The 23,262-nt window shown below is 60.6% G+C and carries 25 protein-coding genes and 1 pseudogene; 12 read left to right on the forward strand and 14 right to left on the reverse strand.

The window, feature by feature from the left end; translation table 11 throughout:
- Positions 1–107 precede the first annotated feature (107 nt).
- Positions 108–884, forward strand: a complete 777-nt coding sequence (locus E1N52_RS35985) for an enoyl-CoA hydratase-related protein (RefSeq protein ID WP_133188794.1) — start codon at positions 108–110, stop codon at positions 882–884.
- Between the two features lie 45 nt (positions 885–929).
- On the opposite strand, the gene E1N52_RS35990 is transcribed toward E1N52_RS35985, so the two are convergent.
- Together E1N52_RS35990 and E1N52_RS35995 are read right to left on the reverse strand one after the other, a co-directional pair.
- The gene (locus E1N52_RS35990; protein ID WP_133188796.1) at positions 930–1,364 is read right to left on the reverse strand and encodes a MarR family winged helix-turn-helix transcriptional regulator; all 435 of its coding nucleotides are present in this window, start codon (positions 1,362–1,364) and stop codon (positions 930–932) included.
- Positions 1,365–1,466: 102 nt separating this feature from the next.
- Positions 1,467–2,063 (reverse strand): annotated as a pseudogene (locus E1N52_RS35995) (DJ-1/PfpI family protein).
- A 90-nt stretch (positions 2,064–2,153) separates the two neighbouring features.
- On the opposite strand from E1N52_RS35995, the gene E1N52_RS36000 reads away from it, so the two are divergent.
- Positions 2,154–3,485, forward strand: a complete 1,332-nt coding sequence (locus tag E1N52_RS36000) for an aminotransferase-like domain-containing protein (RefSeq protein WP_133188798.1) — start codon at positions 2,154–2,156, stop codon at positions 3,483–3,485.
- 33 nt (positions 3,486–3,518) lie between these two features.
- Here the strand turns inward: E1N52_RS36000 and E1N52_RS36005 are convergent, their stop codons facing one another.
- Entirely contained in the window at positions 3,519–4,490 is a 972-nt protein-coding gene (locus E1N52_RS36005; RefSeq protein WP_133188800.1) for an AraC family transcriptional regulator, read from the reverse strand.
- A gap of 93 nt (positions 4,491–4,583) precedes the next feature.
- On the opposite strand from E1N52_RS36005, the gene E1N52_RS36010 reads away from it, so the two are divergent.
- Positions 4,584–5,417 (forward strand): oxidoreductase, encoded by an 834-nt coding sequence (locus E1N52_RS36010; protein WP_133188802.1) that lies wholly within the window; start codon positions 4,584–4,586, stop codon positions 5,415–5,417.
- 24 nt (positions 5,418–5,441) lie between these two features.
- Here E1N52_RS36010 and E1N52_RS36015 read toward each other — a convergent pair whose 3' ends face one another.
- Together E1N52_RS36015 and E1N52_RS36020 are read right to left on the reverse strand one after the other, a co-directional pair.
- A complete protein-coding gene (locus tag E1N52_RS36015) occupies positions 5,442–5,741 on the reverse strand; it encodes a DUF4148 domain-containing protein (RefSeq protein WP_133188804.1) in 300 nt (99 codons plus the stop codon).
- 135 nt (positions 5,742–5,876) lie between these two features.
- Positions 5,877–6,302 carry a tautomerase family protein gene (locus E1N52_RS36020; RefSeq protein ID WP_133188806.1) on the reverse strand — a complete coding sequence of 142 codons (426 nt, stop codon included), beginning with the start codon at positions 6,300–6,302 and terminating at the stop codon, positions 5,877–5,879.
- 122 nt (positions 6,303–6,424) lie between these two features.
- Between E1N52_RS36020 and E1N52_RS36025 the strand changes: the two genes are divergently transcribed.
- Positions 6,425–7,018 carry a TetR/AcrR family transcriptional regulator gene (locus E1N52_RS36025; RefSeq protein WP_133188808.1) on the forward strand — a complete coding sequence of 198 codons (594 nt, stop codon included), beginning with the start codon at positions 6,425–6,427 and terminating at the stop codon, positions 7,016–7,018.
- A gap of 126 nt (positions 7,019–7,144) precedes the next feature.
- Here E1N52_RS36025 and E1N52_RS36030 read toward each other — a convergent pair whose 3' ends face one another.
- Both E1N52_RS36030 and E1N52_RS36035 read right to left on the reverse strand, forming a co-directional pair.
- Entirely contained in the window at positions 7,145–7,795 is a 651-nt protein-coding gene (locus tag E1N52_RS36030; protein WP_133188810.1) for an NAD(P)-dependent oxidoreductase, read from the reverse strand.
- 86 nt (positions 7,796–7,881) lie between these two features.
- Positions 7,882–8,991, reverse strand: coding sequence for an alkene reductase (locus E1N52_RS36035; protein WP_133188812.1), 1,110 nt, complete (start codon positions 8,989–8,991; stop codon positions 7,882–7,884).
- A gap of 337 nt (positions 8,992–9,328) precedes the next feature.
- On the opposite strand from E1N52_RS36035, the gene E1N52_RS36040 reads away from it, so the two are divergent.
- A complete protein-coding gene (locus tag E1N52_RS36040) occupies positions 9,329–9,946 on the forward strand; it encodes a TetR/AcrR family transcriptional regulator (protein ID WP_133188814.1) in 618 nt (205 codons plus the stop codon).
- 19 nt (positions 9,947–9,965) lie between these two features.
- The gene (locus E1N52_RS36045) at positions 9,966–10,400 is read left to right on the forward strand and encodes a PaaI family thioesterase (RefSeq protein WP_133188816.1); all 435 of its coding nucleotides are present in this window, start codon (positions 9,966–9,968) and stop codon (positions 10,398–10,400) included.
- A 164-nt stretch (positions 10,401–10,564) separates the two neighbouring features.
- Here E1N52_RS36045 and E1N52_RS36050 read toward each other — a convergent pair whose 3' ends face one another.
- The gene (locus E1N52_RS36050) at positions 10,565–11,185 is read right to left on the reverse strand and encodes an FMN-dependent NADH-azoreductase (protein ID WP_133188818.1); all 621 of its coding nucleotides are present in this window, start codon (positions 11,183–11,185) and stop codon (positions 10,565–10,567) included.
- A 109-nt stretch (positions 11,186–11,294) separates the two neighbouring features.
- Between E1N52_RS36050 and E1N52_RS36055 the strand changes: the two genes are divergently transcribed.
- Positions 11,295–11,729, forward strand: a complete 435-nt coding sequence (locus tag E1N52_RS36055; protein ID WP_133188820.1) for a winged helix-turn-helix transcriptional regulator — start codon at positions 11,295–11,297, stop codon at positions 11,727–11,729.
- An 86-nt stretch (positions 11,730–11,815) separates the two neighbouring features.
- Here the strand turns inward: E1N52_RS36055 and E1N52_RS44650 are convergent, their stop codons facing one another.
- From E1N52_RS44650 to E1N52_RS36070, 4 genes are all read right to left on the reverse strand, one after another.
- Positions 11,816–12,481: an acyl-CoA dehydrogenase family protein gene (locus tag E1N52_RS44650; RefSeq protein ID WP_205965723.1), complete on the reverse strand. Its 666-nt coding sequence runs from the start codon at positions 12,479–12,481 to the stop codon at positions 11,816–11,818.
- A gap of 162 nt (positions 12,482–12,643) precedes the next feature.
- Positions 12,644–12,994 carry an acyl-CoA dehydrogenase family protein gene (locus E1N52_RS44655; protein WP_205965724.1) on the reverse strand — a complete coding sequence of 117 codons (351 nt, stop codon included), beginning with the start codon at positions 12,992–12,994 and terminating at the stop codon, positions 12,644–12,646.
- 91 nt (positions 12,995–13,085) lie between these two features.
- A complete protein-coding gene (locus E1N52_RS36065) occupies positions 13,086–13,877 on the reverse strand; it encodes an SDR family NAD(P)-dependent oxidoreductase (RefSeq protein WP_133188822.1) in 792 nt (263 codons plus the stop codon).
- A 74-nt stretch (positions 13,878–13,951) separates the two neighbouring features.
- Entirely contained in the window at positions 13,952–14,716 is a 765-nt protein-coding gene (locus E1N52_RS36070) for an SDR family oxidoreductase (RefSeq protein WP_133188824.1), read from the reverse strand.
- Positions 14,717–14,856: 140 nt separating this feature from the next.
- On the opposite strand from E1N52_RS36070, the gene E1N52_RS36075 reads away from it, so the two are divergent.
- A complete protein-coding gene (locus E1N52_RS36075) occupies positions 14,857–15,777 on the forward strand; it encodes a LysR family transcriptional regulator (protein ID WP_133188826.1) in 921 nt (306 codons plus the stop codon).
- Between the two features lie 57 nt (positions 15,778–15,834).
- Here E1N52_RS36075 and E1N52_RS36080 read toward each other — a convergent pair whose 3' ends face one another.
- On the reverse strand, positions 15,835–16,410 hold the full coding sequence (locus E1N52_RS36080; protein ID WP_133188828.1) for a PadR family transcriptional regulator: 576 nt from the start codon (positions 16,408–16,410) through the stop codon (positions 15,835–15,837).
- A gap of 51 nt (positions 16,411–16,461) precedes the next feature.
- On the opposite strand from E1N52_RS36080, the gene E1N52_RS36085 reads away from it, so the two are divergent.
- Positions 16,462–18,108 (forward strand): AMP-binding protein, encoded by a 1,647-nt coding sequence (locus E1N52_RS36085; protein WP_133188830.1) that lies wholly within the window; start codon positions 16,462–16,464, stop codon positions 18,106–18,108.
- Positions 18,109–18,217: 109 nt separating this feature from the next.
- On the opposite strand, the gene E1N52_RS36090 is transcribed toward E1N52_RS36085, so the two are convergent.
- On the reverse strand, positions 18,218–18,562 hold the full coding sequence (locus tag E1N52_RS36090; protein ID WP_133188832.1) for a cupin domain-containing protein: 345 nt from the start codon (positions 18,560–18,562) through the stop codon (positions 18,218–18,220).
- Positions 18,563–18,972: 410 nt separating this feature from the next.
- Here E1N52_RS36090 and E1N52_RS36095 point away from each other — a divergent pair, with 410 nt between their 5' ends.
- The 3 genes from E1N52_RS36095 to E1N52_RS36105 all read left to right on the forward strand — a co-directional run bounded on the left by E1N52_RS36095 (position 18,973) and on the right by E1N52_RS36105 (position 23,054).
- On the forward strand, positions 18,973–21,912 hold the full coding sequence (locus E1N52_RS36095) for a GH92 family glycosyl hydrolase (RefSeq protein WP_246089365.1): 2,940 nt from the start codon (positions 18,973–18,975) through the stop codon (positions 21,910–21,912).
- 131 nt (positions 21,913–22,043) lie between these two features.
- On the forward strand, positions 22,044–22,466 hold the full coding sequence (locus E1N52_RS36100; RefSeq protein WP_133188834.1) for a RidA family protein: 423 nt from the start codon (positions 22,044–22,046) through the stop codon (positions 22,464–22,466).
- 45 nt (positions 22,467–22,511) lie between these two features.
- Positions 22,512–23,054 carry a hypothetical protein gene (locus tag E1N52_RS36105; protein WP_133188836.1) on the forward strand — a complete coding sequence of 181 codons (543 nt, stop codon included), beginning with the start codon at positions 22,512–22,514 and terminating at the stop codon, positions 23,052–23,054.
- Positions 23,055–23,262 lie beyond the last annotated feature (208 nt).

The following is a 23,262-nucleotide window of genomic DNA, read 5'->3' on the forward strand; positions in this document are numbered from 1 at the left end:
CGATGGGCCATCCGCTGGCGCGACTCTCTTCGCATCGGCACTCAGGTTTACTTTGCATGCGAACTACCTATATACTTCGCATGCAAACTAAATTTCAGGAGAGCACGATGAGCGCGGAGATTCACGTCGATCAAGCCGACGGCATTCTGACGATTACGCTTGCCCGACCGGACAAGAAGAATGCATTGACGAACGGGATGTATGGCACGCTGGCAGACATCATCGAGAACGCGGAGCACGACAGCCAGGTCCGCGTATTGCTGGTGCAAGGGGACGGAGACATGTTTACTGCGGGCAACGATGTGGGCGAGTTCGCCGCCATTGCATCGGGTAGGGGACCCAGTGAGCGACATGTGCATCGCTTTTTGCATGCCCTGGCGAAGTCGAGCGTGCCCATCATCGCGGCGGTCCAGGGCAAGGCGGTCGGTATTGGCACCACGCTTCTACTGCACTGCGACTACGTCCTGCTCGCGTCAGACGCGGAACTGATCACCCCGTTCGTCAATCTCGCGCTTGTCCCCGAGGCGGCGTCCAGCTACCTGCTTCCGCTGCGCGTCGGCCACGTCCGGGCCTTCGAGATGTTTGCAATGGGCGAGCCGCTCGACGCGCAAACCGCTGTCGCGTGGGGCCTTGCCAACAAGGTCTGCACAAAGGATCAACTACGCGACGATGCGCGCAGGATGGCCGAAAGAATCGCCGCCAAGCCGGCCGGTTCACTGAGCGCCATGAAAAAGCTGATGCGCGAAGCCGAGACGCTGGTTGCGCAGATGGACAGCGAGAGCGCGAAGTTTCAGGAGCGGCTGACGAGCGCCGAGGCACGGGAAGCCTTTGCGGCCTTTGCCGAGAAACGCAAGCCGGACTTCTCCAGGGTTGCCCAGCACTAGCCACTCGCGGCTAGCCAATGCCTTGCTGACCGGCCGCGGTTCAGACTACGTGTCGCCGTCTTCGGCGAGCGGAAATTTGGACTGCAGGCTGGTCAGCCATCGCGCCACGACGTCGATTTCCTCTTCCGTAAAGCCTTCGGTCAATCTGGCGTTCAAGTCCGTCATACGACGCTTTGCCTTCTGGCGCGCGGTACGTCCTGCCTCTGTCAACCACAGGCGCGACACGCGGCCATCGGTCTCGTCAGCGCGGCGTTCAATCAACCCAGCCTTTTCTGTCCGCTCAGCGAGACCGCTCATGCCTGGTGCGCCCAAATCGAGCGCGGCAGCGGCTTCGCTCATGAGTGCGCCGTTGCGCTCACCCAAAAAAAACAGCAGCCCCGCCTGAGCTGCTGTGACGCCACCGCTGGCCGAGCGCGTTTGCGACCACCGTTGCAGCCGGCGCTGTCCGACATTCAATAGATAGACGAGGCGATGCTTCATTTCCGGGCAGATAAAATTGCGCGATTTAGTTCGCGTGCGAATTATATCATGCGCTGTGACCGGCACTTTTGAATGGGCGCGCAGATGTTCAGCGGCTTCCGGTTAGAGGTATGGCGAAATGTTTTCCATCGCGCGTGTCACGTAGGTGTCCTTTTCGCCTGCTGGCGCTACGTGGTGAATCACGCTGCGTGCGGCCTCTATGCCAGCGAGGCGCGCGATCACCCAGGCCGCGAGATAGTGCGATGCCAGACACCCGCCAGCCGTCGCGACATTGCCTTTGGCCACGAACGGCTGATCGAGCACGGGTACGCCGGCCTATTCGACCCAAGGCCTGGTGGTCAGGTCGGTGCATGCGGGAACCCCCCGCAGCAAGCCCAGCTTCGCGAGTATCAGCGTGCCGGAGCACTGCGCGCCAAGCAACTGGCGCGCCGGGTCGAACCTGAACTGCGACATCAGCGCGGGATCGGCAACCACGTCGCGCGTCCGTATTCCACTGCCGAACAGCACCGCGTCGGCATCGCATGCATCCTTCAGCGACACTTGCGCCTCCAGTGCGAGGCCGTTCATTGAACGCACTGTGGACGCAGGGCTCGCAATCGAAACGCGCCAGCCGGGTTTCCGGACCCGGTTGAGGAGGTTGAATGCGATCAGCGAGTCGAGCTCGTTGAAGCCTTCGAAAGTGAGGATGGCGATGTGCATGGCGCCCTCATACGGTTGAAGTGGTTGTGTCGAGCCATGGTAGGGCCGACAATCAATACAATCAAATTATTGTCATGGATACATTGGGCCATGCCTGAACCCCGCTACAAGCAACTGGTCGATCGGCTCGCGGCCGAAATTCGTGCAGGCCGTCTGCGACCCGGCACGCGTCTGCCCACGCACCGTGACCTGGCTGCGCGCGAGGGGCTGGCGCTGGTCACGGCCACGCGTGTCTACGCGGAGCTGCAGGCGATGGGGCTCGTCAGCGGCGAAACCGGCCGCGGCACGTTCGTCAAGGAGCCTTTGCCGCGCGGACAAGGGGTCGATCTGCATGCTTGGAGCGCGGACGCCGTGGACCTGAGCTTCAACTATCCGTCGTCGCCCGATCAGACCGACCTGCTGAGGGCAGCACTGCGCCATCTCGCGGCGGCCGGTGACCTGGAGTCGCTGCTCCGATACCAGCCTCACGGCGGGCGCGAACACGAAAGGGCGACCGCGGCGCGATTCCTGGCCCACCGGGTTCCGGAAGCCACCGCCGAAACCACGCTGTTCGTGAGCGGCGCGCAGCATGGACTGACGACGACGGCGATGGCGCTATTCGAACCGGGCGACGTGGTGGCCGTGGACGCGTTGACCTACCCGGGGTTCAAGCTCGCCGCCGAGGCTAGCCGGCTGGAACTCGCACCGATCCCGGCCGCCGGGCGCGGCCCGGACCTGGACGCATTGGCGGCCCTGTGCAAGCGACGAAAGGTGCGCGCCGTCTACACGATGCCGACCCTGCATAATCCGCTCGGTTGGGTGATGGGCGCGACGCGGCGCCGCGAGCTTGTCGCCATCGCACGACGACATGGGCTGATTCTGATCGAGGACGCCGCCTATGCGTTCCTGGCAGACGATGCACCGCCGCCATTGGCATCGCTCGCGCCGGAGACAACGGTCTATGTATCGAGCTTGTCGAAGAGTGTTGCGACGGGTCTGCGCATCGGTTTCATTCACGCACCGCGCGAATGGGTGCCGCGGCTCGAACGGGCGATCCGGGCAACAACGTGGAACACGCCTGCGACCATGACGGCCATCGCCTGCGGCTGGATGGAAGACGGCACGGCAGCAAGGCTCGAAGACGAGAAGCGCAGCGACGCCGCGATACGTCAGCGTCTCGCCGCCGAGGTTCTGGGGCCGCTCAAGAGAATAGGGCACCCAGCGTCGTACTTCATATGGATTCCGCTCGAACAGGAGGTCCGCGCCGACGCGATCGCGATGGCGCTGATGCGCGAGCGGATTTCCGTGACGACCGCGCAGCCGTTCTCGACGGCGGCCCACGTGCCTCACGCCATTCGCCTGGCAATCGGTTCCGTCGATCTGGCCACGCTCAAACGGTCGCTGGAGACGGTGGCCCGTGTGGTTGCCGAACACACCTATTGAATCGCGCGCGAGTCAGTTCGAAGCGCGAGAAACTTAGTGTGACGAAACGTATGTCGCATCTGCAAACGGTGCCGGAATCGCAAAGCTTGCGCGCATCCGTTTCGTTTCCGCCGCAGGCGTCAGGCCGAAGAGTCTTTTGAACTCCCTGCTGAACTGGGACGCACTTGTGTAGCCCACCGCGAGGCTCGCCGCCTCCGCGGTCAGGTCCTGGCGGAGCATCAACAGGCGAGCCTGATGCAAACGCGTCGACTTCACGTACTGCATCGGCGAAACCTGTGTGATCGCCTTGAAGTGGCTATGGAAGCTCGGCACGCTCATTCCCGCTTCCTGCGCCAACTGCATCACGTCCAGCGGCTGCGCGTAGCCGGCGTGGATCATGCGTAGCGATCTCCCGATCCGGCCGAACTGGCCTCGCATCGCCAAAGCCTCGCGCATCGAGCTGCCTTGTGCTCCGGTGAGCACCCGGAAATACAGTTCACGCAGCAGACACGGGCCTAATACTGTAGCTTCGAGGGGCCGGTGCATCGCTTCGAGCAAGCGCAACACTGTGAGCTGCATCGCGTCGTCCATCGGCGTCGACATCATGCTCTGAGGCGCTTGCACGCGCTCCGTTACGTCTTCGCGATCGATCTGTACCGCCAGTTCGGCGGCCAGTGTGAAATCGAGGTGCAGGTAGAGCGCAAGCAACGGACGCTCCTTCGTTGCGTCGGTTTCCATGCTGAACGGGACCGGCACGGACACGGCCAGATAGTGCTCTTCATCGTAGAGGTAGAGATGGTCGCCGAAATACCCTCGCTTGCGCCCCTGACAAACGATCACGATGCCGGGGTCGTAGAGCACCGGCGTGCGTGACAGCGGCCGGTTTGAACGCAGGATGCGGACGCTCGGCAGCCCTGTGAGGTTGTAGCCCTCTTCGGGCGCCAACTCGCGAAGCAACGCAATGATGCGGTTGCGGCTTCGCGATGAGAGGTTCAGATTATGGGTGGAGGCCCGCTTCGCGCTCATAGTTTTAGGCAAGAAAAATAGCGGAATTTGGCTTAGGTCGCCTCGCTACTCAGACTAGTATGCACTCACCAGACAACTTTCGGGAGAAGCTTCATGGAGTCCAGCAAAATTCTGCTCATTACAGGCGTCAGCAGCGGCTTTGGCCGCGCGCTCGCGCAAGAGGCGCTCGCGGCAGGCCACAAAGTCGTCGGTACCGTGAGAAGTGTCGAGGCAAAGCGCGAGTTCGAGTCTCTCTCCGCAGATGCCGCATTCGCACGAGTGCTCGATGTAACCGACTTCGATGCGATCGACGGTGTCGTCGAGGAAATCGAGGCGAGCGTCGGGCCGATCGACGTGTTGGTCAACAACGCCGGCTATGGGCACGAAGGCGTCATGGAAGAATCGCCGCTTGCCGAAATGCGCAAACAGTTCGATGTCAACGTGTTCGGTGCTGTCGCCATGATGAAGGCCGTGCTGCCTTTCATGCGTGCGCGCAGACGTGGCCACATTCTGAATATCACGTCGATGGGCGGCCATATCACCATGCCGGGCATCACCTATTACTGTGGAAGCAAGTTCGCACTGGAGGGCATCTCCGAGGCGCTGGGTAAAGAGGTCAAGCCTTTCGGTATCGCTGTGACAGCCGTGGCGCCTGGCTCTTTCCGCACGGATTGGGCCGGTCGCTCGATGAGACGAACGCCCCGTTCGATCCCGGATTACGACGCGATTTTCGACCCCATCCGCAAAGCACGCGAGGAGAAAAGCGGCAAACAATTGGGCGATCCCCAAAAGGCAGCGCGCGCGATGCTTGCCGCAATTGCCGCGGACCGCCCACCCACGCATCTTTTGCTCGGCAGCGATGCACTCGGGCTCGTGAGGGACAAGCTGTCGACGCTGGAAGACGAAATCCGTGCCTGGGAGAGCGTGACGGTCTCGACGGACTGCTGAGGATCGCGGGCGCAGCGAGGGCTCTCAACTGGGCGGAATCTGCTTGCACTCCGTATCGAACCAATGGTCGACGAGGCGCTGCGCCGCCTGAATATCCTCGGGGTAGTAGGGGGCGTCCCACGGTGATGGGTCGTAGCCCGCCTTCCTCAGCGCCGCAACTTCGCTTTGGTGTTGTGCCATCGTCGGCGGCGCGTTGGTTTTAAGCGCAGCCAGATCTCGGCACTCCGTTGGACTGAGATGTGGCCCGCTTTGCGGTGGCACGCCGCCGGCGGCACATCCAGCCAGCAGGAGTGCCAATGCTGTCAGCAACGGGCGGTTTTTCATGGCGCATCTCCACGCGTCTGATATGACTTCCGCGTGTATTTTGCCCCAGGCCGCGTGAGTAGAGCGCAAGCGCGCGGTGCACCTGCGCGGACGTCTCGCGCAAGTGCATCTCACGAACGCGTGCAAGCGCCCAGATCACCCGATCGCGGCTTCCTGTATCGCCTCGACGAGGTCCGCGTTACTGTGGGCGCGGCCCGCGATTCCCCAGGAGCCGTCCGCCGCGTAGACGATGTTGGTCCAGATGTGATCCCGCGCAAGGCGGCCGCCGCCTGCCTGTTCGAGTATCGCGGTCGCCTTTTCGGTGAATGCTTGTTTGGCTTCGGGCGTCGCGAGCGCGATCTGCGGCAGTGTGAGTTCGACGAACGCCGCGGCGGCAGGCTTGCCGGCCGAGAACACGCGGCCGGCCGGTATGACGTTCAGCGTCCCGATCACATTGGGCGTCATGAACGCATTGCCTTCGAGTTGCGCGACGCTCAGCAGCGCCTGCGTCAAGGCGGCGAAAGTAGGGGCTTCGGCCCCGGTGGAGAGCACTCCTTCGGATACGGTCAGCGTGATAGGCATGTCAGCTCCTCATGGGTAAGTGGCAGCGGTTAGTGGTATATATGTAGCAACCGCTCTCTATATATAGACACTGATCGCTCTTTATGCAAGAAAAAGAGCGATCGCTCCGAATGCGAGATCCCATGCGTTACACTGCCGAGCACAAAATCGAGACCCGCAAACGCATCGTCGACGCGGCGAGCCGCCTGTTCCGGCGCGAGGGCTACGGCGGCTCCGGCATCGACGGGTTGACCAAGGAGGCGGGCGTCACCAACGGTGCGTTCTACGGGCACTTCAAGTCGAAAAGCGAGGCGTTCCGCACGGTGGTTCTGGCTGGTATGGAACAGTTGCGGCTCACCGTCGCCGACCTGAAGACGAGCCACGGCAAACGCTGGCTCAAGACGTTCATCGGGGTCTATCTGGGCCCAAAGCGCACTTGCGACATCGGCGAAAGCTGCGCGCTGCCGAGCTTTTCGCCAGAGATGGTTCGCTCCGACGCCGAGACTCGCGAAGCGTACGAGGCGGAACTGCGCCGCCTGATCGAGGAGGTCTCGGCGGGGCTGCCCGACGAAGCGGGCGCGGCGCGCGACGACAAGGCGATTGCGCTGCTTGCGATGTTGTCGGGCGGGGTCACGTTGGCGCGGGCGGTGCCGGACCCGGCGCTGTCGAAGCGGATCGCCGAGGCCGTCGAGCGCGCGGCGCTCGTGCTGACTTCGGCTCCCCGCAAGCAAGGCTGAAGCGGGGGCACTTGCCCCAGAGGCCGTTCGCTTGCCAGAGGCAGACGAAGGCTGCCGTGCCAGTTACGTCGCCGCCGGCACGGCAATGCATTCGGGCGCCGAACACGACACCCGAATGCGGACTCCCTAGTAGCCAACCGTGAAGCGCGCGCGTTCGTGCGCAGGCTGTTCCAGTTCGTCGACCAGAGCAACCGCGTAGTCCTCAAACGAGACCCAGCTCTTGCCTTGCTCGTCGACGAGGAGATCATCGCCGCCAAGGCGGAACTTGCCCGTGCGCACGCCCGGATCAATCCGCATCGGCGGGCTGAAATAGGTCCAGCTGATATCCGATGCTCTCAACGCCGCGAAAGCCTTGATATGGGAAGTCGCAATCGGAATCAGTTTCTCTGGCCAGTGACCGGAATCGAGCACCGTTACGCCGGGCGAGAACCAGAGCGAGCCGCAACCGCCTGCCATGATGAGGCGCGCAACGCTGGCCTTGCGAACCGCGGCAATCGCGCGCTCGGTCACGTGGGCTAATTGATCCGTGTAACTCACGTCGCTGAAGAAACGCGCGTCGTCCTTCGGAGGTCCGAAGGCGCTGACAACGGCATCCGCCCCAGCGATGATCTCCGCAATTCTGTCTGCACTACTGAGATCATCGCGCACGCTATGGATGCTCCTGGGAAGCTTGTCCGGGTTGCGCGCGACAGCCGTGACTTCATGCCCGCGGCTGATCAGTTCACTGAGGACCGTGCGGCCGACCTGACCGGTGGCGGCGAGAACGACGACTTTCATGTTCGGTGTTTTCCTTGAGGATTGGCATTGCGTTGGTTGAATGGCGCGGCCGGCCCGCGATGCCGGAGGCACCGCGAGTCTCTGCGTCAATCCGTATGAGCCGCTGTCTCCAGCGCCGCGTAGTCGACATAGCCTGCTGCGCCGCCGCCATAGAACGTCGCGCGGTCATAACGGTTGAGCGGCGCACCCAGCCGGAGCCGCGCAGGCAGGTCGGGATTCGCGATGAACTGCCTGCCGAACGCCACCGCATCGGCGAGCCCCGTCTGGATGGCCTTGTCCGCTGACTCCGCCGTGAATCCGCCGGCGAGGATCAGCGTCCCTGGCCAGAAGGGGCGGAGCTGGCGGATCTCCTGCGGGGTATCGATCTCCATTCCGGCGCTCGTGCGCGCCTCGATCAGGCTGACGTAGGCGATACCGAGTTCGCTCAGGCGTGTCAGCACATATCCGTAAAGCCCGACCGGATCGGAATCGCCCACGTCGTTGTAGGTGCCGAACGGTGACAGGCGAACGCCGACGCGATCGGCGCCCCAGATCTCGATCAACGCTTGCGTTACCTCGATGAGCAGCCTGGCTCGGTTCTCGACCGATCCGCCGTAAATGTCGGTGCGCTTGTTCGAGCTGTCGTCTAGAAACTGCTGCAGCAGATAGCCGTTCGCGCCGTGAATCTCGACACCATCGAAGCCGGCTGCCATGGCATCGCGCGCGCCTTTGCGATACGCCTCGATGATCCCGGGAATCTCGTCCAGTTCGAGTGCACGCGGGGTCTCGTAAGGCACTGGCTTCCATTCCGGAGTCAGCGCTGTTTGACCTGTGATCGCAATCGCCGATGGAGCAACAGGAAGTTCGCCATTCGGCTGAAAACTCGAATGGGACGAGCGCCCCGTATGCCACAGCTGCAGAAAGATGATGCCTCCCTTGGCATGCACCGCGTCGGTCACTTTCCGCCAACCAGCCACTTGCTCTTCGGAATGAATGCCGGGGGTCGCCGGATAACCCTGCCCATAGGGGCTGACCTGGGTGGCTTCGGCAATGATGAGTCCACCTTCGGTAGCGCGTTGGCCGTAGTACTCGGGCGCGAGCGGGTTCGGAACATTCCCGGCGCCAGCGCGCATGCGCGTGAGCGGCGGCATCACGACACGATGGGCCAGCTTGTAGCGTCCGACTTGAAGCGGCGTGAAGAGCGACAACTGGGGCATCGGAGAATCCTTTGAACGTTCGCTCGGCCGCAGGTGGCGCGAACCCGAACGGAAATATCAGGGCCGGTGCAGTTGAGGTGCATCGGGTGGAAACGGCTGAATTAATTATGACCGGTCGTCTTATATTAGTCAACGAAAGCTGAGTTGCTCGACGCGTTACCGGATTCGCGTAGCGCTGGCGGCCTACGTTGAATATTCCGTTTGGCTAGTATTTCTCGGCGATTCGATGACTAGGTGGTGCGCGTCAGGCATGCCGGCGCCAATGCACTTGACAGCAGGCTCGGGATTGTTAGAATTAGAGACGACCGGTCATTTATATTTGATGGAATCTGCGTCGATGGAATCGAAGACGACTCCGGCCCGCCGAGGCCCCAAGCCCAACCTGCATACCCGCGACGATCTGCTTAGGGCAGGGGTCCGATTGCTGCACGATTCCGGCTATGCCGCGACCGGTATCAAAGAAATCGTCGATGCAGCTCAGGTGCCCAAGGGGTCCTTTTATAACCACTTCGACAGCAAGGAAGACTTCGGGGGCGAAGTGGTCGACGCTTATTTCGAGCGAGGCCACGGCGAACTGCGTGCGCTGCTGACCAACGAGAGCATGCCGCCGCTCGTGCGCTTGCGTACCTATTTCGACGAGCGGATTCGCGGTTATCGCGCAGGTGGCTATTTGCGAGGGTGCCTGATGGGAAACCTCAGTCTCGAGGTCGCGGATCACAGCGCGTTGATTCGCGAGCGGCTCGCAACGCATTTCAAGACATGGGCCGCTCTCTTCGAGAACTGCATTGCCGAAGCTCAGGCGACGGGGGCCATCGGCACCCGTCTGCCCGCGCCGTTGCTCGCCCAATTCATGTTGAACAGCTGGGAAGGCGCGCTGTTACGCATGCGCGCGGAGCAAAGCGACGCCCCGCTGTACGAGTTCATGGAAGTCGTCTTCCGATCGGTTCTCGCTTGACTCAGCGTAAGGGATAAAAATGAATCCACTTGAAATGAGCGGACTCGATTTGCTGCGTGCACTCGTGGCCGGAGACCTGCCGCGCTCGGCAATGGCGGAGACGGTACCCATGACGTTTCTGGACGTCGATCCCGGCTATGTGAAGCTTTCAGCCCGCGCAGGGAAACAACATCTGAATCCCCTGGGCGGCGTTCACGGCGGCTTCGCTGCAACCGTACTCGACTCCGCGACGGGCTGCGCGGTCCATTCGATGCTGGAGGCGGGTGTCGGATACGGCACCATCGATCTGCAAGTCAAGATGTTGCGCCCCGTACCGATCGATCAGGATCTGGTGGCCGAGGCGCGCTCGGTCCACATCTCGCGAAACATCGCGACCTCGGAGGGCGCGTTGAAATCTTCCGATGGAAAGCTGTTAGCGACGGCTACCGCAACCTGCTTTTTGAAGAGAGTGTAGGAATTGTCGCGTGTAGCCCATGCCAACCCGCTTATCGTCCAACACATCGCGTATCTCGCGGCAAATTCCAACGAGATAAATCAGTAGTGCGACCGAATGATGGTGCAACGGTCGCACATGTCAGCTTCCAGCGCCCAAAGAGGGTTCTTTGGGTCGGCAAAAAATCAAACAGCCTCTGCCAGCAACGATTGCACTGCGGCCTCGGCGTTAGTGATTGCCGTCTTTGCGGCTTCGGGTCCGTAAGCGATGCCTTCCACGCGTAGATGCTCGACGTCGGTCAGCCCGATGAAGCCCAGAAGATGTTTCAGATAGCCTGACTGATAGTCCAGAGGCGCGTAAGGACCATCCGAGAAAACGCCGCCGGCGGCAGTGAACAAATAGATCTTCTTACCCGTCAGCAGACCTTTTACGCCGCTGTTGTCATACGAGAAAGTCACGCCAGGCCAGGTCACGTAATCGAACCATGCTTTCAGTTGCGTGGGCGGTCCGAAATTGATCATGCCCGAGCCGATCACGATGGTGTCGGCGGCCGCCACCTCGCCAATCAGTGTTTCTGCCACGCGGACAGCGTCTGCCTGCGCTGGGGTACGCGCTTCTGGTGCGAGCGTGCGTCCGACGACATAGGCTTCATCAATGTGGGCCAGCGGATCGGAATAGAGATCCCGAATCGTCAGTGTGCTGCCGGGGCGCTGCTCGCGCAGTTTTTGGGCGAACTCCCCGGCGAATCGGGTCGAAACGCTGTCGGCACCGCGAGGGCTCGAAGTGATCAGCAGAATGTGGCTCATGTTTGCTCCCAGGTATATAAGAAGAACTAGGTAACATTTGGTTTGTCGATTACCTATCCATACGCAGGATGGTATTGTTCCTGTCCTGGCTCCACAAGAAGGCACACGCATGTCACTGAGTCACACTGATCTCCCCAGGGAGTTGCCCGAACCCAACGCAGGGGGCTGCAAGGCCACCCGCGAAATCCTCGATCGTATCGGCGACAAATGGAGCCTTTACATCATCGCGACGCTGGCGAGCGAGCCGCGCAGGTTCAACGAACTGAAGCGGAAAATAGACGGCATCTCGCAACGCATGCTGACGCTGACGTTACGTGGACTTGAACGCGACGGCCTCGTTACCCGCACGATGTATGCGACGATTCCGCCGCGTGTCGATTACGAACTTACTGAAATGGGGCGGACGCTGCTCGAGCCGGTCATGGCGCTCGTCAACTGGGCGAACAACAATCAGTTGGCCATCGACGAAGCGCATAGACGCTTCGACGAAGAACCTGAACCGGATCGCTTTTCACCGCAGGGCGTCGTCTACCAGCGACGCTGACGAGTAGAGGTCGTGTCAGGCAGCCCGCAGGAAATTAGCTTCTATTCATCGATGCCGACCGGCGGGCATTCAGTGGCATTGCTCGACTAGCCGGCGACTGCCGTCGAGACCTGGTTTTCCAGAAGCAGCCTGCCAACCGCCGCATAATTTCGTTGCTGAGCCACGACGTGCTGGGCTCCGGCGTGAAGGTCGCGCAATCGCCGCTGCAAGGGCGAGGCGTCGTAGAGCGCGCTCCCGCCACCCAGCGCGAAGCACGCGTCGGCAACACGCACGCACGTCGAAGCGATCCACACGGAGTTCTGCGTGCTCTGCATGCGCAGTGCGTCGTCTTTGATTGTTCCCGCGAGCGCATGGCCCCAATGGCTGGTGGCTTGTGCGTCCATGAACGCCTGCGCCGCTCTCAGGTCGGCTCCGGCTCGGCCGAGTTCTGCCTGGAACAACTCCGAATCACGCATTGCTGTCACCGCGCGAAGCTGCTTGCGGCCGGTATTCGCGAATGCGACGAGTTCCTCCAACGCTCCTTTGGCCACACCTACGGAGAAGGCGCTGTGCATCACGGGAATGAGTTCCAGCACGCGTTGATAGAGCGGCCCTGGTAGACAAGGCACGCCGCTCTCGAGATCGAAGAAGTGGCTTTCCGGCACGATCTTGTCGGCGATCGCGATGTGATGACTACCGGAACCCTTGAGCCCTGCCACGTGCCATGTATCCTCGATCCGCCATTCGGACGCCGGGAGAATGAAGCCGCGCATCAGCGGCGGCCCGTCTTCGCCGGCGCAACCGGGAAGCGGCTTCCCGTCTTTCGTCATCATGCAGACTCCCACCATCCATTCGGCCTGCAGACAACCGCTAGCGAACGGCCAGCGCCCGCTCACGCGCCAGCCGCCCGGCGCCGCCTGCGCGGTGCCCGCAGGCTAGGATGAACCGGCGAGAATGACGTCCGGACCTCCTTCGTAGACCTGATCATATGTCCGAATGTTCAGCAGGGATGCAATCAATGCGCTTCCGCTGGCAATCATCGCGGTCCAGCCCAACGACCCATCGATCTTCGCGAGTTCGACGATCACCCTGAGCCCCTTCGGCAGATCAAGCTCCATTCCGCCGTGACTCCTGGGTACAAACATGCGATAAATGCCAATCGCTTTTAGCGTCTCCACCAGGTCTGAAGGCATTCGGCGCGCCGCCTCGATTTCGGCTGCGCGCGTTCGAATGCTCGGCGCCAGTTTGCGGATTTCATCAAGCATACGGTCGACTTCATGGGTCATGGCGTGGGTCCTCTGATGTGAGTATCGCTGAGCGACCTATTCAGAACGCCCTTGATCCACGAGTTATTCCACGCGATGGAAAGCGTTACGCCTAGAACGCGCTCCTGATCACACCCCCATCGGCCCGCAGCGCAGCGCCCGTCGTGGCCGACGAAAGCGGACTGGCGATATAGGCCACGAGCGACGCAATTTCCTGCGGCGTACCAAATCGCTTGATGAGCGACGTGGGACGGACCTTCTCGAAGAAAGCCTTTTCGAACGCTTCAGACGAGATGCCGTCGGCCTCTGCGAGACGCTCCACGAACTCTCCAACGCCGCGCGATTTCGTCGGGCCCGGCAAGACGCTATTGACCGTAATGCCCGTGCCGGCAACGGCTTCGGCGAGTCCACGCGAAACCGCGAGCTGCGCGGTCTTCGTCACCCCGTAGTGGATCATTTCGGTGGGAATCTGCACTCCGCTTTCGCTCGAAATGAAAATAATTCGCCCCCAATTCGCCTGCCTCATCGCGGGCAGAAACAGGCGGGCGAGGCGCACGCCGCTCAAGACGTTGACGTCGAAGAAACGTTGCCAGTCCGCGTCGGGAATCTCTTCAAACGGCTTGGGCTCGAAGATGCCCAGGTTATTGACGAGAATTTCCACGTCGGGATAGCGTTGCGCGAGCTCGTCGGCTGAGGTGGCCGTGCCCAGATCGCCCGCGTATCCATAAACGTCGCTGCCCGTGTTCGCTTTCAACTGTGCGACCACGTCATCGACCGATGACTGGGAGCGTCCGTTCACGATTACACGAGCGCCTTCCTGCGCCAGGGTGCTGGCGATAGCGAGGCCGATGCCGGCCGTGCTGCCGCTCACGAGTGCGAGTTTGCCTTTCAGTTTCAGGTCCATGAGTGACTGCCTTCCAAAGCATGAAGTAGAGAAGGGCGGCATCGGATCTTGACCGCAGAATGCCGCCTGGACGTTCAGGTGCGCGTAATCGAGGCGCCGCCATCGACGAGAGATGCGGTGCCGGTTACGAACGACGAATCGTCCGACGCGAGGTAGAGGACCGAACGCGCGAGTTCTTCCGGCTTCGCGACGCGCCTGAGCGCATGCAGTCCCGTCACGAACGCTTGCGACTCGTCGGTGTCGTTCATGCCGCGATACATGTCCGTGTCTACGGCACCCGGCAACACCGCGTTGACGCGCACGCCTTGCGCGCCATACTCCGCGGCGAGCGCCTGGGTCAGGCCGATCAGCCCGGCCTTGCTCGCCGCGTAGGCCGCGGTGCCCGGAAACGCGAACGAATAGCCGACGAACGTCGACGTGAAGATGATCGATCCGCCGCCGTGCTTCAGCATTTCGGGAATCTGGTGCTTCGCACCGAGGAAGGCACTGGTCAGATTGGTCGCCAGCGCCGCGTTCCAGCCAGCCTCCGAAATGCCGGTGCTCGGGCCCATTTCGCCCAGCGTGCCCGCGTTGTTGTAGGCAATGTCCAAGCGGCCGAAGCGATCCACTGCGAGCGCGACCAGCGCCTTCGCGAAGTCCTCCGACTGAACGTCGCCGGCTAGATACACGGCTTCGCCGCCTTCGCTGACGATCTCCGCAGCGAGCGTTTCGAGTTCCGCCGCGCGCCGCGCCGCAAGAACCACCTTGGCGCCTTCCTTCGCGAACAGCTTCGCCGTTGCTCGGCCGATCCCTGAACTGGCGCCGGTCACGATGGCCACTTTTCCTGTCAAACGTTGCATTTTGAATCTCCTGAAGTCCTGCGTCGGCCAGTTGCCCTGTGCCCCGGCCCGTGAGCGCAAATATAGGCTTCAGCTCTGCTTGCAGAAAGGCATAAAACATGGTCCTATCATTCAGCTTTTATGAATGTTCGGAGAGGGTTATGGATCGCCTGCGCGCCTTTGAAGTTTTCGTAACGGTGGTGAGCCGCGGCGGCTTCGCGCGCGCAGCCGATGCGCTCGACACGTCGCCTGCCAACGTCACCCGCTATGTGAATGAACTGGAAGCGCACCTGGGCACGCGCCTGCTCAATCGCACGTCACGGACGCTATCTCTGACCGAGGGCGGCGAGACGCTTTACGCCCGCTGCAAGTCCATTCTCGACGATGTCGCGGAGACGGAAGGGCTCGTTTCGTCCGGGTCGGTCGAACCGCGTGGAAGACTGCGCATCAATGCGCCCGTGAGTTTTGGGATTCTGTATCTGGCGCCGCTGTGGCCCGAGTTCATGCGCAAATATCCCGGTATCGAGCTTGACGTCGCGCTGATTGACCGCGTCGTCGATATCGTCGATGAAGGCTACGATCTCGCGATTCGCATCTCACGCGCCGGCTCCACCAGCCACGCAGCCCGCAAGCTGGCGACATCGCAAAACATCCTGTGCGCGTCGCCGGCGTATCTGGCCCACTTCGGACATCCGGCTATGCCGGCGGACTTGATGCAGCATCGCTGCATCGGGTACACCTATGCGGCCACTGGCGATGAGTGGCAACTCATCGACCGTGGTGGCAAGACCCACGCTGTGAGGGTCGACTGCCACATGCATACCAATAACGGAGACACGGCACGCGCAGCAGCGCTCGCGGGGCAAGGCGTGATCTGGCAACCGACGTTCCTGATCGGCGACGAACTACGTGCAGGCACACTCGTTCACGTGTTGCCGGAGTATCGGCTGCCCGAGATCGACATACTCGCCATGTACCCGAGTCGTCGACATCTGAGCGCCAGAGTGCGCGTAGTGATCGACTTCCTGGTTGATGCGTTCAGCGGAGTGCCTCCGTGGGATCGAGGCAGTCTGAGCAGGTAGATGCCAATGCGGCTCCATTGCGCCTTATTTTCAATAGGCGCATGAAATCCCACTCGGCTATTCGCGCCCAGGTGGCGGATTTTCAGCGATGTCGGACCAGAACTCCAGACACGCCGTTGCCATACGCACACCAAGATTCAACGGTGCCAGCCGGCGAGCGGCCCGTTCTCGTCCTTCGTTATGCTCAATAATGGCCTGGTAGACTGCCAGGCGTTCCTTGTAGAGGCGCACCTGATCTTCCGCCAGTTTTACAAGCTCGGCGGTACTGGTGAACTCACTGAAAAAGAGTTGTAGCACCGCCATATCCCGCATCTCGAACACTTCACCCGGCGGGGTTTTCAACCAGTTCTCGAGCGCTTCCTGGCCGCTGGATGTCAATGAATAGACCCGGCGACGGCGCCCGCCTTCTTCCACCTCCTGGTCCAGCAGGCCCTCGCGCGCCAGTCGCTCCGGCTCGCCGTAAAGCTGTGAGTGCGGAAAAGGCCAGAAGTACCTGACTGAGCGCTCTATAGCCTGCTTCAGTTGATACGGAGTCGACGGGCCCCGCAACCCGATGACTCCCAAGACGACATACGAAATCGGACTCAGCCGAACGGGTGCTTCTGCGTGTGAGGTTTTTGGGTTCGTTGACATAGTCCGTTTCGGACGGTACATTTAGAACCATGGTACTTGAAGGAGTGTCCCATGGCAACAAAGATTGCAAGCTGTTCGCAGGCTGGGCTATCGCACTGTCAAGGCGACACCTCTGGCCCTGTCATAGAGCTTTCGATTGGAGATGCCCTGCGCGTAGCGGCAGAGAATTGGGGCAATCGAATCGCGCTTGTCGAGGGCACGCAAATCACAGAGGCTCGCCGTCAATGGTCCTTCGAGCAACTGTATGCGGACGCATCCCTCGTCGCCCGTGCTCTGCTGGCGCGCTTTTCTCCTGGCGAGCACGTTGCCATCTGGAGCCCCAATCGCCCCGAATGGGTTCTGCTCGAGTTCGGCGCAGCGTTGGCTGGAATCACGCTGGTCACCGTCAATCCCGCGTATCTCCCCAAAGAACTCGTCTATGTCCTCAAGCGGTCTAACGCCGCTGGCATCGTTCTGTGTCCCGAGTACCGTGGGCGCGATTTGATCGCAGTACTGAATGAAGTCAAGGCGGATATCCCTGATGTGCGCGAAGTGATCTCGCTCGCAGATTGGTCCGCCTTTCTTGATTCGGGCGATAGCACACGCTCGTTACCCAAGGTGTCCCCAGACGACGTCGCGCAGATCCAATACACCTCAGGCACGACTGGATTTCCGAAGGGTGCGGAGCTGACGCACCGCGGGCTCGTGAACAATGGCCGTTTCTATGCCGACGTCATTGGCGCAAATGCCGAAGACGTCTGGGTCAATCCAATGCCCATGTTCCATACGGCTGGTTGCGGCCTCGCCACCCTGGGCGCATTGCAGACGGGCGGTATGCACGTACTGCCGGCTGGATTCGATCCCGGGCTCATGCTCGATCTGATTGAGGCTTATCGCGGCACGTTGGTGTTGAGTGTGCCTACGATGTTGATCCGGATGCTGGATCACCCTGGCGCTAAAGATCGTGACCTTTCCTCATGGCGACTGGCCACGTTAGGGGGCGCACCCGTGCCCCCGGAACTCGTGCATCGCGCGGTCACCGATTTCAATATCGACGTCGCAATTGGGTTCGGTCAGACCGAGTCGTCGCCGTATATCACCCACACGCTGCCGCGCGACAGCAATCCGCAATGGATCGATACCGTGGGGCGGCCACTACCTCAGACCGAAGTCAAGATCGTCGATCCTGCTACTGGGGAGACTGTCCCGATTGGTGTGACCGGAGAAGTCTGCGCAAAGAGCATCTGCGTGATGAAGGGGTATTTCGGCGACCTCAAAGCAACAGCACAAGCCATCGACACGCAAGGATGGTTGCATACCGGAGACCTCGGTAGCCTGGATGCACAGGGTTATTTGCGCATCCAGGGCCGCATCAAGGACATGATTATTCGCGGAGGAGAGAACATCTATCCACGGGAAATCGAGGACGTGCTGTGTACACACCCGGGCGTCTCCCTTGCGTCGATCATCGGGGTTCCTGACGCGCAATGGGGTGAAGTCGTCGTCGCTTTCGTCCAGCCGCGACAGGGCTGCAAATTGAGCAGTGACGAACTCTCCGAGTTCTGTCGCGCACGCCTCGCTTCCTACAAGACGCCACGGGTCTGGCGCTTTGTCGATCGCTTCCCGCAGACGGCCTCCGGAAAGATCCAGAAATTCGTGCTGCGGGACGAATACATGGCGTCGACCGGACACGGGCAATCCTCGCAGGAGGGACGCTGACTAACGAACGCTTCTTCGGCGTCGATCCCTGGGTTGCCAGCCATTTGGTTTCAGACATGCCGGACGACGTGCAGGGCTCGATTGCTCCGTCGTTCGACCGGCAATGTAGTCACTCTTCCAGGGGAGCGTCACAGCGGATCGTCGTAGCATTGGCTTTTTCCACCGTCAGGTTGATCGAGCGTACGCCACCGGGACGAGTGCGGTGGCGTACGCCTGCGGGGATGGTCAGCAACTGACCCGCACGCAACTCTATTGCTCCTTCTTCAAAATCAATGATCAATACGCCCTCGATTCCGATGAACGTCTCATCGGAATCGGGATGAAAATGCCAGAAGTACGGAACCTCCATCACGCTGACGTGAATGTCGTGATTGTTGACCGTCGTGACGACCTCGTTGCGATAACCGTCGCGTAATGCGGCTGTTGTGGCCAGAAAGTCAGTAGGTTGAATCATGCGCTCGCTCCTGCTAATGGACTGGTAAATACGGCACGCATCGGTCGTTCCTGATCGATTTCCAGCTCGTCCCGTTGAGTTCATTCATACGATCCTCGTAAACGGTTCAGGCACTTTTAGTGCAAACGCACGCTTACGTGAAAATCTGACGCGCCTGAACTTAGTCGTCTTCGCCGTGAACATGCTCTCACATGTTGGACTGATTATGCGAAGCGACTAACACGCGAAGTTGCGTCAAGAATTCGCGTGTTTAGTAATTTTTGATAAACAGAGAATGGCAATAGATATTCAATTGACGCCATTCAAATCTCTCGTATAGCATGACTTCAAGCCGGATACCTCATGCTGCATGGATAAATAGGAAAACTAAACAAAACCCAGATACACGTAGTGAAACTCAGGAGACAGCCATGATAGATTTACGCCGTCTTGCGGCCGCCATGATCATCATTGGTTCTTTGGCGGGTTGTGGAGGAGATAGTCCAGGCCAGTCCGGCTCCGCCGCTGTCGCGGCTGACCAGCTTAAAGCAGCAGCTCAAGGTAGTTCCAGTGCCGGTTCCAGCAGTGCAAACGCGGCTGTCGCTGCCGCCGAGCAAATTCCCGTTTCCGATCATGGCACCATGCAATTGACGCGGTATGTCAATCCGCTGATCGGCACGTTGGCCAGCAACTCTCCGAACCCGGTGCCAGCAGGGCAGGCTGGCAGCGTGGTGCCCGCAGCGGGCCTGCCGAACGGCATGGTGCAGTGGGCACCCGATACGAATACCACCTCGGCCCCATCGAACAGCGCGGAGCCCGGTTCGCCGGCTGGTTATTACTACGACATCGGCTCGATCCAGAGTTTCAGTCTCACGCATATGAGTGGCGCCGGTTGTTCCGGAAATGACGGCGAATTCCCCGTCATGCCGACGCTCGATGCCACCAAGCCGCTTGCGCAAACGTTTAGTCATTCCAACGAGAAGTCGGTAGCGGGAGCCTATTCCGTCGTGCTCGATAACCAGGTCAAGGTCGAGTTGACTGCAACCCTGCGCACCGGCTTTGGCCGCTTCACGTATCCTGACAATCAGCCTTCGACGCTCGTGCTCAATACGACGTATACAAACACGCAGACGAGCGTAGCCGGCTCAGTCACGCAGGTCGACGCGAGAACCATTTCGGGCACTACCACGGGTGGCCATTTTTGCGGTAATTCAACGAATGTCCCTGTGTATTTTTATGCCGAGTTCAGTCAGCCATTTGTAAACACATCTACTTTTAACAATGGCGTTGCCATAATGAATTTCGGCAAAGGCGCCACAGTCTTGATGAAGATCGGCATTTCGTATGTCAGCGTCGCAAACGCCGAAAATAATCTCCAGGCAGAAAATCCTTCATGGGATTTTGAAGGTGTCAAGAAGGTTGCTGATGCGATATGGAATCAGCGCCTCAACACCATTCAGGTAAGCAGTAGCGATGCCACCGCGTTGACGAAGTTCTACACGGCTTTCTATCACGCGTCATGGGCGCCGAGCGTATTCAGCGATGTGAACGGCCAATATATCGGCTTCGACCAGAAGGTCCATCAGGTCAGCGCTGGCCATGCTGCGCAGTACACGAGCTTTTCGGGTTGGGACATCTATCGTTCGCTGATACCGCTCAAAGCCACGCTGTTTCCCCAAGAAACGAGCGATATGGCGCAGTCGCTCGTCAACGATGCGGATCAGTGCGGGGCCATTCCGCATTGGGTCAATGACAACGTCGAAGATGGCGTGATGCCGGGCGACGCGGGCTCGATTATCGTGGCGGGCGCGTACGCCTTCGGTGCGCGCAAGTTCGATACTGCGGGCGCCTTGAGCCATATGATCCAGATGGCCAACATTCCCGGCACCGCGTGCAACGGCGTGACGACCAATGGCGGGCGCGCCAGCTATCTACAGTTCGGCTATATCACGAACGGTGAATGGGGGCAGGCTTCGTCCACGCTGGAGTACGGCAGCAGCGACTTTGCGATTTCGCAGTTTGCCGGCGCACTCGGCAACACGGCGATCCAGAAAATGCTGCGTAGCCGCTCGGCCTACTGGCAGAACCTGCTCAACACTTCCTTGACGCCACCGATAATCGCCGCACGCAACTCCGACGGCACGTGGATTCCGGAGAACCAGAGCAGCACCGACAACTACGTGGAAGGCAACGCTGAGCAGTACACGTGGATGGTGCCGTTCAACCCCACCGGCCTGTTCGCGCAACTGGGCGGAAATACGGCGGTGGTGTCGCGGCTGAATACGTTCTTTACCGTGCTGAACGCGGGGACGACGTTGCCTAACTTCTATATGGGCAACGAGCCGACTTTCGAGGTGCCCTGGTTGTATAACTGGGCGGGTTCGCCGTCGGGCACGCAGAATGTCGTCCAGCAGATCATGGCAAGCGCCTTTGGCACGGGGCCGAACGGTTTGCCCGGCAATGACGACCTGGGTGCCGTGTCGGGCTGGTATGTGTGGGGCGCGCTGGGCCTCTATCCGGAGATCCCGGGTGTCGGGGGCTTTGCGATCGGCAGTCCGCAATTTTCGTCGATCGTCGTTCATCTCGGGAACGGCAAGACGTTGCGCATCAATGCACCTGGCGCGCCCAGCGCGAATTATGTGCAGGGGCTCACCGTCAATGGCAGCGCTCACAATAGTTCCTGGCTGGACGTCGACGCACTCGCCAACGGCGCGACGCTGAACTTCGCGATGGGTTCGTCACCTTCGCAGTGGGGTTCGAGCCCGGCCGAGGTGCCCCCGTCCTATGCGGTGCCGGTCGCGCGTAATGTGGCGGATGCCTTTAACAACCACGGCATCAGCACCGACGGCAGCACCGACACCGACGGCCTTGGTTCGGACTTCGACGGCTCTCTGTTCAGCTACTCGTCGACTGCGTTGGCGGCGGCTGGCGCGGCGCCGGGCAAACCATTCGTCGTTGGCGGAGCAAGCTTCGTTCTGTCCAGTGGACCGCTCGACAACGCGGTGGCGGTGGGACAGACGATTGCGATGCCGCCCGGCACGACCGGTCATTCGCTGGTTCTGCTGGGATCGGCCAACAACGGGCCTGGTTCGGGCGCCGCGCTCGTGACCTATACCGACGGCACGACTACGCCGTTCACCCTGGCCTTTGACGACTGGACCCTCAATGGCGGCAGCGCCGCGCCGGTGGACCCGATCGCGTTGACCACCGCACACCGCAATGCCGGCAACGGTTCGACCGATGGCGTCAAGACCTATCTGTTTGCGGAGTCGGTGCCGCTGACACCTGGCAAGCTGGTGGCGAGCGTCACATTGCCGAGGCAGTCCAGCGAAGGCAAGTTGCACGTCTTCGGTATCGCGGCAGCGCCTTGAGCATGTTGGGCGCCGCGCAGGCGGCGCCCAACGTCGGGCTTGGTACGACAGCAGCGCACCGATCACCTGATATCGTCGATGCAGGCTGATGGGCAAGCGCATAATCGAGCGATGACTACAGGAGTCCGGAAATGGTAGAGGCAGTGAATCCTCCAGACGTCTGGTCGCCGTTCGGTGCGTTCTCGATGGCAGTTATCCAGGGCGACGGCCAGGTGGTTCATTTGAAGGGCCAGGTATCGCTCGACCGGGAAGGGCGAGTCGTTGGACCCGGCGACATGCGAGTGCAGGTGCGCAAAGTCCTCGAGAATATTCGCGACGTGCTGGCGGCGATGGGTGGGCAAATGACTGACGTGATTTCGCTCGTTCATTACGCAACGGATATTGACGCATTCATGGCTGCTGGAGACATTCGAAAAGAATACTTCGTTGCACCTTATCCGGTTACGACTACCGTTCAGGTCGAGCGCCTGTACCGCCCGGAATTGATGATTGAGATCGCTTCAATTGCAGAAATCCCGCGCTCCCGGTTTCGCCGTCCGGGGCCAGGCAACTGACGCTCACTATTTGTCATCGTGACTTTATCGACAACGGAAACCGCGATGTGGCGGCTCGTGCAACGCTATACGGGGCGAGTCGGATACCAGCGAGGCGCAAAGGCCGAAGGGCTGTTGAAGCACCCTCCGGTCATTGACTGTTCGGGGTGGATTGGCCTGCTGCTTACACAGGCCATGCGTGCGGAAAATGACGCGGTGGGCCGTACAGTGTTTGGCGATGCTGATATTCACGCGATGAAAGCGTGGTCGGACCGCATCATTCAGGAAATCGCAGATTGGACCGGATACATTCTTGCGGGAGCCGAGATCAACGCACACAGCCTTCCTCGATGCGCCACCATCGGGCTGAAGATGGGCGCGCCAGGTTGGGCGGCCAACCATCCACGGGTTCGCGGTATCACGCACATTGTTCAGATCGTGCGTCGCCCGCAAGACGATGCGCCGTTCGTTTCGGAATCGTTCGGCGACCCTGTGCGGCCGGGAATCAGCCTGACGCCGCTTGCCGATTGGCTCGTGCGTTCGCAACCGCTTCTCCAGCTCGACGCAGTATGGGCTGTCGATGCTTTCCGCCTCGCGTTGGCAAATTAAGCGAGATGCTTGAGAGACGGCCGCTCCGGTGAGCACAGCGCAACCACAGGATCCGCTATCGACACGCCCTTGACGCGCGAGACACCGCGCAGGCGTAATGCGCTGCAATATAGCTCGTTCCTGCAAGCCTTTTCGCGGCTCCAGTGAACCTATCGGACGAAAGTCCGATATCCCCTCGGATTCCGGTTGCGTAACCTGATCCAGGAAG

It is taken from the genome of Paraburkholderia guartelaensis (assembly GCF_004353905.1).
Taxonomy (GTDB): Bacteria; Pseudomonadota; Gammaproteobacteria; order Burkholderiales; family Burkholderiaceae; genus Paraburkholderia; species Paraburkholderia guartelaensis.